Genomic DNA, 7,892 nt, shown 5'->3' with positions numbered 1-7,892 from the left:
GTCAGCGGATTTCATCGGGGCCCGCAGCCAACCAACAGGCTGCAACAAGGCCGGATATAAAGGTGCAGCCCAACCTACGTCACGTCATAGCGCACAAAAGCCTAGCAAACGGGAGGCGTTCATATAATGTCATATCAACACGATTCGGACGGCGTGCGGGTGGTACTGAGTGCGCCGCAACTGGCTGCGGTGCTCTCCCGTCAGTCGATCAACCCCACCGAAATGCTTTCCAACCGGCTATGGGGCGGCTTGCAGGTAGTCGGCGGGGTACTGGAAATGGTTGGGGCGGCAGCGCTTTGCGTGCTGCCGGAACCGACGATGGCAAGCAAGGCCGGATGTGTTGTGTTCGGCGGGCATGGTTCAGATACTGTGTCGGCAGGTGTACACCAAATCTGGACAGGCCGGGATACGGCCACGCTGATCCAGCAAGGTACGACGAAACTGGCCGAGGCGATGAAGGCCAGTCCCGACATGGCGAATAATATCGGCCTGTCAGTCGATATGATCGTGCCGTTTGGTTTCGCTGGCTCGATCAGGGCTGCACGCGTGGCTAGCGTCACGATGGGCCGGATCAATCTGCAAATGCATGAGGCCAGGGCCGTTAATCCAGGGCTTGGTGGGCATACAATTCTGAAGCACGTCGAGAAGGATGAGGCGTGGCTTCGGGAGCGCCTTAGACGGGAACCCCAAAAGAGGGTTGTTTCATCGTTTCATAGTCTACGGGTAGCGGAACTGGCAATATCTGATGTAATGAATTCAAATATCTTGAGAATTCAGAGTTGGGCGAAATCTCCGAACAACCGCGTTCCTCTTACATTGGTCAAGAAGGTTCCTGGCGATATCGGATATGGGATAACGAGAAAAACCAACGAACTGACCAAGATGAACGAAGTTACGGTAGTTCTGAAGTTTCAAGAGTATAACAATATGCCGTATTACATATTAACCGCGCACGTCGGCTAAGGGATGGACAATGTTATCTGACCGCTACCCCCGAATGTACGAGCTTTTCGGCGCGTATTTCAATGAGGATTTTGATTTGTGGGGAAACACAATCCCTGAAATTGTCTCATGCTATATAGATGATAGTCCGCCGGAATATCGAAAAGAAATAATTGGTGAAATAAATTCGTTCTTGAATGACCATCCGTCCGATCTGGATTCTGCGTTCGAAAGAGATTACGGCTCAGGGTTTGATCCTAATCTGTGGGGCCATACTACAGCCTCATTCCTTGACGAATTGAAGCGCCTTCTGAGCGAGTAATCTACTTGTCGCCCGCGAGAGCGGCGCAAAAAAAACGGAGCGAAAGCCTTCGACTTTCGCCCCGTTACGCCAAGCAAGGACTGGCCAAGCCCCTGTCTTCCCTCGCGTAAAAAACACCCCTCTACTGCCCCGCCACACTCTTCAGAATCCCCGCAACCCCATCCACATAGCTGCGCGTGCCGAAACGCTCCTGCGCGGTCCGATAACCGTTCTCGACCAGCCTGTCACGCAAGTCGCCGTTCGAGCGCAATTCGGCAAGCGTATCGGCGAGCGCATGCGGATCGCCCGGCGTACACAGCACGCCGTTCTCGTAGTCGTCGATGATTTCGAGCACGCCGCCTGCGCGCGACGCCACGACCGGCCGCTGCGCGAGCATCCCCTCGACGATCACGCGGCCGAACGGCTCCGGCGTGATCGACGTATGCACGACCGCATCGACCGCGCACATGCAGGCGGCAATATCGTGCTGGAAGCCGAGAAAGTGCACCCGCTCGCCGAGCCCGTGTGCGGCAACGAAGGCCCGCAGTTCCATTTCGTACTGGTCCTCGCCGAACAGCGCCGCGCCGACCAGCACCGCATGCATCTGCGGATTGAGCACCATCGCTTCGAGCAGCACATGCTGCCCCTTCCAACGCGCAAGCCGGCTGAACGAGCCGACAAGAAACGCGTCAACCGGCAGCTTCAGGCGCTCACGCAGCACCGCTCGCGGCACCGTGCGCAACGCGTCGAACGGCTCCGCGGCAATTCCATTGAACACGACGTCGATGCGTTTGTTGTCGAAGCGCGTGAGCTTCGCGAACGCCTGCGCCGACGCCGCCGAATTGGCGATCACGTGCGTGAGGCCGAGCCGCGCGCACCACTTGATGATCGCGAGCTGCTTGCCGCCGAAATGCTCGGCGCTGACGATGTCGCGCAAATGCCAGACCACCGGCCGTCTCGCGAGCTTGCCGGCCACTGCGCCGATCACCATCGCACGCTGCGTGTTCGCGTAGATCACGTCGGCATTGCGTGCCCGTTTCGCGGTGGCACGCACGAGTGAGATGAGCCCCTTCAATGCCTGAGCTTTCGGCAGCGAACCGCCCTGCTTGCGCACATTTTTCAGCACCCCGGCATCGAGCACCGCGACCTCGACGCCGGTCTTCGCGAGCGCGGTGTTGAACGGCCCGTCGTCGAACAGCACGACCTCGATGCGCGAGCGCAGTGCCTTGACGATTTCGAGCAGCGACAGCTCGGCACCGCCGAGCACGCCGCTCTGATCGACCGCGAGGATGCACGGCACGTTCGCGGTGTCCTGCGCGCCGTCCCGATACGGCGTATAGGGCGGCAGCGTCGCGTCGCGCAACGCGGGTACCGCCGCGCGCACCTGCGCGAAAAAGCGCTCGCGAAAATGCGCGGCCGAAAACTGCTCGGCATTGTCGCGGCAATGCTCGGGCTGGAACCGGTGCCCAAGCTCGTCGAAACGATTCACGGCCGCGATGATCGAGTCGGCATCCTGCTCATCGAAGAACATGCCGGTCGGCTTCGGCTCCGACAGGTCGCGCACGGTCTCGAGCGCCCCGCCCTTGCCGTAGGCGATCACCGGCGTGCCGCAAGCCTGCGCCTCGACCACCGAAATGCCGAAGTCCTCTTCGGCCGCGAACACGAACGCCTTCGCGCGGCTCATGCGGTCCTTCAGCACCTTGAACGGCTGATAGCCCATGATCTCGACGTTCGGCCCCGCCTTCGCGCGGATCTTCCCCATGTCGGGCCCATCGCCGATCACGACGAGCTTGCGCTCGGGCATCCGCGCGAACGCCTCGACGATCAGATCGATCTTCTTGTACGGCACCATCCGCGACGCGGTCAGATAAAAGTCTTCCTTCCGCGTGCACAGCGTGAACGCCTCGACATCGACCGGCGGGAAGATCACTTGGGCATCGCGCTGATACACCTTCTTGATGCGTCGCGCGATGAACGCCGAGTTCGCGATGAAGCCGTCGACCGAGTTCGACGTGCGGATGTCCCAGTTGCGCATGTAATGCAGAATCACTCGCGCGAGCGCCGACTTCGGGCCGTTGGTCAGCTTCGACTGCTGCAGATACTGATGCTGCAAATCCCACGCATAGCGGATTGGCGAATGCACGTAGCTGATATGCACCTGGTCGGGCCCGGTCAGAATGCCCTTGGCGACCGCGTGGCTGCTCGAGATCACCACGTCGTATGCCGACACGTCGAGCTGCTCGATCGCGAGCGGCATCAGCGGCAGATACGAGCGGTACTTGCTGCGCGCGAACGGCAGCTTCTGGATGAACGATGTCGTGACCGGCTTGCCGCGCAGGAAGCTGCGATCGTCGAGAAAGTCCACGAGGCTGAACAGGTCCGCGTCCGGAAAGCACGCGATGATCTGCTCGAGCACTTTCTCCGCGCCCGCGTAGGTGACGAGCCAGTCGTGCACGATCGCGATGCGCACGTTTTTGTTCGAGCGCGGCGCGGTACGGCGCGGTGCCGGCTGCATGCCGGGCACGCTCGTCAGTTCGTCGAGCGCGCTGCGCGTCGCAGGCATCAGCAGGTTTTTTTCAAGGACGTCGTGATTCATGCGCTTTTCCTCGGATTCAGTCGCAATAGCAGTGAACGCGCAAGATTGCGCAAGGCGGGCGTCATCGTGATCGACCACGCGAGGTTCGCGCCGACCATCAGCACACCGGCGGCGATCGCGAGCGCGAGGCTCGGCAGGAAGCTCGCGAGCCACAGGCTGGCGAGCAGGAAGGCGAGATGGGCGAGCATGTCGAGCACGATCTGGCGCGCGCGGATCGCCGCGAAATGCAGCAGTACCGCGTAGTCGAACAGTGCGCGCGCGGAAACCGCGACCGCCGCGCCCGTCAGCCCGAAATGCGTGATCCCGAGCCACAATGCGCCGGCGAATAGCGGCAACTCGACGAGCCCGATGCGCGCGGCGGTGGCTGGATTGACCTGTGACTGAATCAGGATGCGCGTCACGTTCGCCTGGCCGACGAGCCACACGGCAACGATCATGATGCGGCCGACGGGCGCCGCGACCGTCGCGATCTCGTTGCCGACCCACAGATGCAGGAACGGTTCGAGCACCAGCATCGCAACGAGCGCGACCGGCGTGAACACGCCGTTGAGAAATTCGAGCGACTGCTGCGTGATCGTGTCGGCATCCGCGCGACCGACCGCCGACAGCCGCGGAAACAGCGTGCGTACCAGCGCGGTCGGCACGATGTTCAGACGCGTGACGAGATTCTGCGGCACCGTGTAGTACGTGACGAAACGCGCGCCGAGGCGTGATCCGAGCATCACGCGATCGAGCGAATCGGCGACCATCGTCGTCACGCTCGCGATCAGCATCCAGCCGCCGAAGTTGAACAGCCCTTTCGAGACGCCGAGCCGCGGCGGTTCAATGCTGCGTATCTCAAGCACTTTCAGCGCGTAGCGGCCGAGCAGCAGCGCCGCGAGAATCCGCGCGACCACGGCCGCGGCGAGGACATTCTGCAAGGTCGCGCCGAGCCATAACGCGGCACCGAGCGGCAGAAGCTGGAACAGGAACGTGCCGATGGTCTGATTCGTGTTGTAGACGCCGAAGCGTTCCGCGCCATTGATCGCGCCCGCGAACACCCACGACACGTTCGCGATCGGAATCGCGACCGCGAGCCACGGCAGCGCCATAAACACTTCGTGCTGCAGCTCGGGCGACACCTTCGTGAAATACTTGGTGTACAGGAACGCACCGAAGTAGATGATCAAACCGCCGACCACGCCGGTCGTCAGATTGAGCCACGTCGCGCTCCAGAACACGCGCGCGCTTTCCCGCTGATCGCCCGACGCGCGCGCCTTCGAAATATGGTTCTGCGCGGCCATGCTCATGCCGAGATCGAGGATCCCGAAGTAGCCGATCAGCGTCCACACGAGACTGATCACACCGTAGCGCTCGACGCCGAGCAGCCGGATATACGCCGGCACGGTCACGAGCGACACGAACGTCGGCAGCACGAGCCCGAAAAAATTGATCGCTACGTTCCGGAGAATGCCTTTGTCCATCGAATCCCTCGGGTTTTGCGGTTAGATTGCGTGCGGGGCTGCGTCAGCGAGGCCAACGCACCTCAAGGCTTCCAGCGATACATCAGCACCTTGCCGCGCGCGTCTTCCTCGACGAACACCAGGTACTCGCCATCGGCGCGCTTCGTCGCGCTGATGCCGTTCGGCACGTCGACCCAGCCCGACGCGCGGCCCACTTCGGGGCCCGGCCGGATCACGCCGAGTTCCTTGCCGCTATCCTTGTCCCACACGTGCACCGCGCCGACCGGCTCGACGCCGAACACGTATTGCCCCTCGACGGTGACGCCGATGATCGTCGCGATCGGCTTGCTCTGCGTCTGCCACGGCAAGTCGATCGCGTAACGCTGCACCGGCTTGCCGCTCGACCACTTGTCGTAGCGCACCAGCACACGCCCTACTTCCTTCCAGAAGCCCTGCGCGGTCGGCATATCGGCCGTATAGCCGCTTACGTACATCGTGTCGGTGTCCGGTTCGTAGATCGCGCGATGCAGTTCGCTGAACGGTGCTGGCACCGGGTACTGCGCCAGGTTCGAGTACGAGTAGACAGGGTTGCCCTTCGCATCGAGTCCGCCGAAACGGAAGCGATAGATACCCTTCGTATCCCGGGTGCGCCAGATGTCGCCGGCCGTATCGACCCACCACCCCCAGCCGCCCGCGAGCTTCGTGCCGCTCGTGTTCAGCGTGTATTCGTCGCGCTCGAACTGCCCATCGCCATTCGTGTCGCGCCAGATCCAGTCACCGCCCGGCGGCGCATTCGGCACCTTCGTGACCGCGCGCTCGCGGCCTGCGATAAATCCAGACGGAATCGCGCTCTCGCCGTCGTGCTGCGGATCGAAGCGATAGATCTTCAGATGGTCCGCATACATGTCGCTCAGATAGAGGAACGTGCGCCCCTTCAACCGCCGCGCGATCGGCAGGCCCGGATACTGGTCGGTATGGAACACCGGATCGTCCGGGTACTTGAACCGATTCGACAGGAATCCCGCGTATTTCCAGTCCTGCCCCGACGGCTTCGACAGATCTAGCTCGAAGCGCTTGTTGCCGGTATAGACGCTGTCGGGCCGGGCCGGATCGATCCACGCGCCGTCGACGAACAGCAGCCCTTCGACCTGCCAGTTGCGCTTGCCGTCCGGCGCGTAGCTTTCGAGCGTCGCGCCGAGGCCCGCGCCGATCGGCTCGTAACGCGGACCGATGCCATTGGTCGATACGTACACGTTGCCGCGCGCATCGACACCGACGCCAGTCAAGCCGTTGAATCGCAACGGTCCCGGCTTGCCCGCGACGCCGCTGAAAATGCCGCCGCGCTCGCCGAGCGTGCCGGACGCCGTGTAGCGGCCGTCGCGCTTCGTGAAAAACAGCACCTGCTGGCGCGGACCGTTGTCGGCGATCAGCAGGCGGCCTTGCGCATCGACGGCGAGGTCGACCGCGACCGTGTCGGCCGGCAGCGTGATGCTCTCGTCGATGCGCTGACCGGTCGCCGCGTAATGCTCGATGCCCGGCGCGCGATCGCTGCGTGTGCCGCTCAGCACCCAGAGCGTGCCGTCGGGTGCGAGCGCGAGACGTCCAGGCTCGTGCACGCTCCACGTCGCCTTCTGCTGCATCGACTCGGCATCGTAGACTTCGATGCGATTGCGCGCGGTATTGGCCGCGAACAGCGTCGTGTCGTTCGCGGCGAGTCCGCCGATCTCCGCGTTCGTGCCGGTCGGCACTTCGTTCATCATCAGAAATCCGGCCGCTAGCTGCGCATGCGGGTCCGCGTTTTTGGCGGCGGGCTGAAACGGGGCCACGCGCTTCGGCTCGCCGATCAGGCGCCGCGAAATGCCGAACCATTGTTTGCCCTTGTCCGGCCATACGCCCGGCTCGACCAGGTGCCCCTTCTCATTGCCGACCGCGATCGCGACGAACGCATATTTGCGGTTGACCGCGATCGCATTGCCGCCGGCGTTGCCCCAGCCATGCGTGCCACCCGCGAAGCCGAGCATCTTGCCGTCCTGATAGACGCTCGCTTCGGCGCCGCTTTCATCCCACGGCGCGTTCGTATAGACCTTGCCGTCCGGCGTGACCGCGATCGCGGTGATGTTGATCTGCGTCCATGTGCCATCGCCGAAGCCAAAGCTGTTGCCGATCCATGAGGTCTTCGCGTTCAACGCGGTTTCGGCGCGAGCCGGCAGAACGGCCGTTGCGGCGACGACGCCGGCGGCGCAGGCTGTCAGGGCGAACCAGCTTTTGAACGTGATGCGGCGCAAGGCGGAACCTCCAGTCGATGTCCGGTCAACGCGATGCACGCGGACCCGTGCCCGCTCGGGGCGAAAATCAGTGATGTGGTAAAGCGAAACGAAGCGCAACCGATTGAAGCGCGGCGCCTGAAGGCAGCCGTCCGCACGACTAAGTTACGCGGAAAAAATGCAATGACGAAAGTCGAAAATAATTCAAAAATATTCGTTCGCTTATATGTCGCAAAAGAAATGAATTTAAAAATCGATGAAAACGAAAGCCGCGGCGTCGCGCGCGCCTCCGTCGCCGCGATCTTCCGTTCGTAGCGATGTGGGATTACGCAATACGCATTTATTGC

6 protein-coding genes are annotated in these 7,892 nt (G+C 62.2%); 3 read left to right on the top strand and 3 right to left on the bottom strand.

The window, feature by feature from the left end:
* Positions 1-126: 126 nt before the first annotated feature.
* Entirely contained in the window at positions 127-963 is an 837-nt protein-coding gene (locus tag AB4Y34_RS28150) for an RNase A-like domain-containing protein (RefSeq protein WP_368717871.1), read from the top strand.
* Between the two features lie 10 nt (positions 964-973).
* Complete coding sequence (locus tag AB4Y34_RS28145; protein WP_176377781.1) at positions 974-1,264, top strand: contact-dependent growth inhibition system immunity protein; 291 nt, start codon at positions 974-976, stop codon at positions 1,262-1,264.
* Between the two features lie 121 nt (positions 1,265-1,385).
* On the opposite strand, the gene AB4Y34_RS28140 is transcribed toward AB4Y34_RS28145, so the two are convergent.
* The 3 genes from AB4Y34_RS28140 to AB4Y34_RS28130 all read right to left on the bottom strand — a co-directional run bounded on the left by AB4Y34_RS28140 (position 1,386) and on the right by AB4Y34_RS28130 (position 7,566).
* Entirely contained in the window at positions 1,386-3,839 is a 2,454-nt protein-coding gene (locus AB4Y34_RS28140; protein WP_368717870.1) for a glycosyltransferase family 4 protein, read from the bottom strand.
* Positions 3,836-5,302: a flippase gene (locus tag AB4Y34_RS28135; protein WP_368717869.1), complete on the bottom strand. Its 1,467-nt coding sequence runs from the start codon at positions 5,300-5,302 to the stop codon at positions 3,836-3,838. The genes AB4Y34_RS28140 and AB4Y34_RS28135 overlap by 4 nt, the downstream gene beginning before the upstream one ends.
* A gap of 62 nt (positions 5,303-5,364) precedes the next feature.
* On the bottom strand, positions 5,365-7,566 hold the full coding sequence (locus tag AB4Y34_RS28130; protein WP_368717868.1) for a hypothetical protein: 2,202 nt from the start codon (positions 7,564-7,566) through the stop codon (positions 5,365-5,367).
* Positions 7,567-7,599: 33 nt separating this feature from the next.
* Between AB4Y34_RS28130 and AB4Y34_RS28125 the strand changes: the two genes are divergently transcribed.
* Positions 7,600-7,860, top strand: coding sequence for a hypothetical protein (locus AB4Y34_RS28125; protein ID WP_176108545.1), 261 nt, complete (start codon positions 7,600-7,602; stop codon positions 7,858-7,860).
* Positions 7,861-7,892: the final 32 nt, after the last annotated feature.

This window comes from Paraburkholderia sp. BR10954 (genome assembly GCF_040965775.1).
GTDB classification, from domain to species: domain Bacteria; phylum Pseudomonadota; class Gammaproteobacteria; order Burkholderiales; family Burkholderiaceae; genus Paraburkholderia; species Paraburkholderia youngii.
This window is presented reverse-complemented; position numbering and strand designations above follow the sequence as displayed.

What these genes read in the sequence shown, in the direction of transcription:
- AB4Y34_RS28145 (WP_176377781.1), top strand. Translation starts at nt 974, where the DNA reads ATGTTATCTGACCGCTACCCCCGAATGTACGAGCTTTTCGGCGCGTAT.
- AB4Y34_RS28140 (WP_368717870.1), bottom strand. Translation starts at nt 3,839, where the DNA reads ATGAATCACGACGTCCTTGAAAAAAACCTGCTGATGCCTGCGACGCGC.
- AB4Y34_RS28135 (WP_368717869.1), bottom strand. Translation starts at nt 5,302, where the DNA reads ATGGACAAAGGCATTCTCCGGAACGTAGCGATCAATTTTTTCGGGCTC.
- AB4Y34_RS28150 (WP_368717871.1), top strand. Translation starts at nt 127, where the DNA reads ATGTCATATCAACACGATTCGGACGGCGTGCGGGTGGTACTGAGTGCG.
- AB4Y34_RS28125 (WP_176108545.1), top strand. Translation starts at nt 7,600, where the DNA reads ATGCACGCGGACCCGTGCCCGCTCGGGGCGAAAATCAGTGATGTGGTA.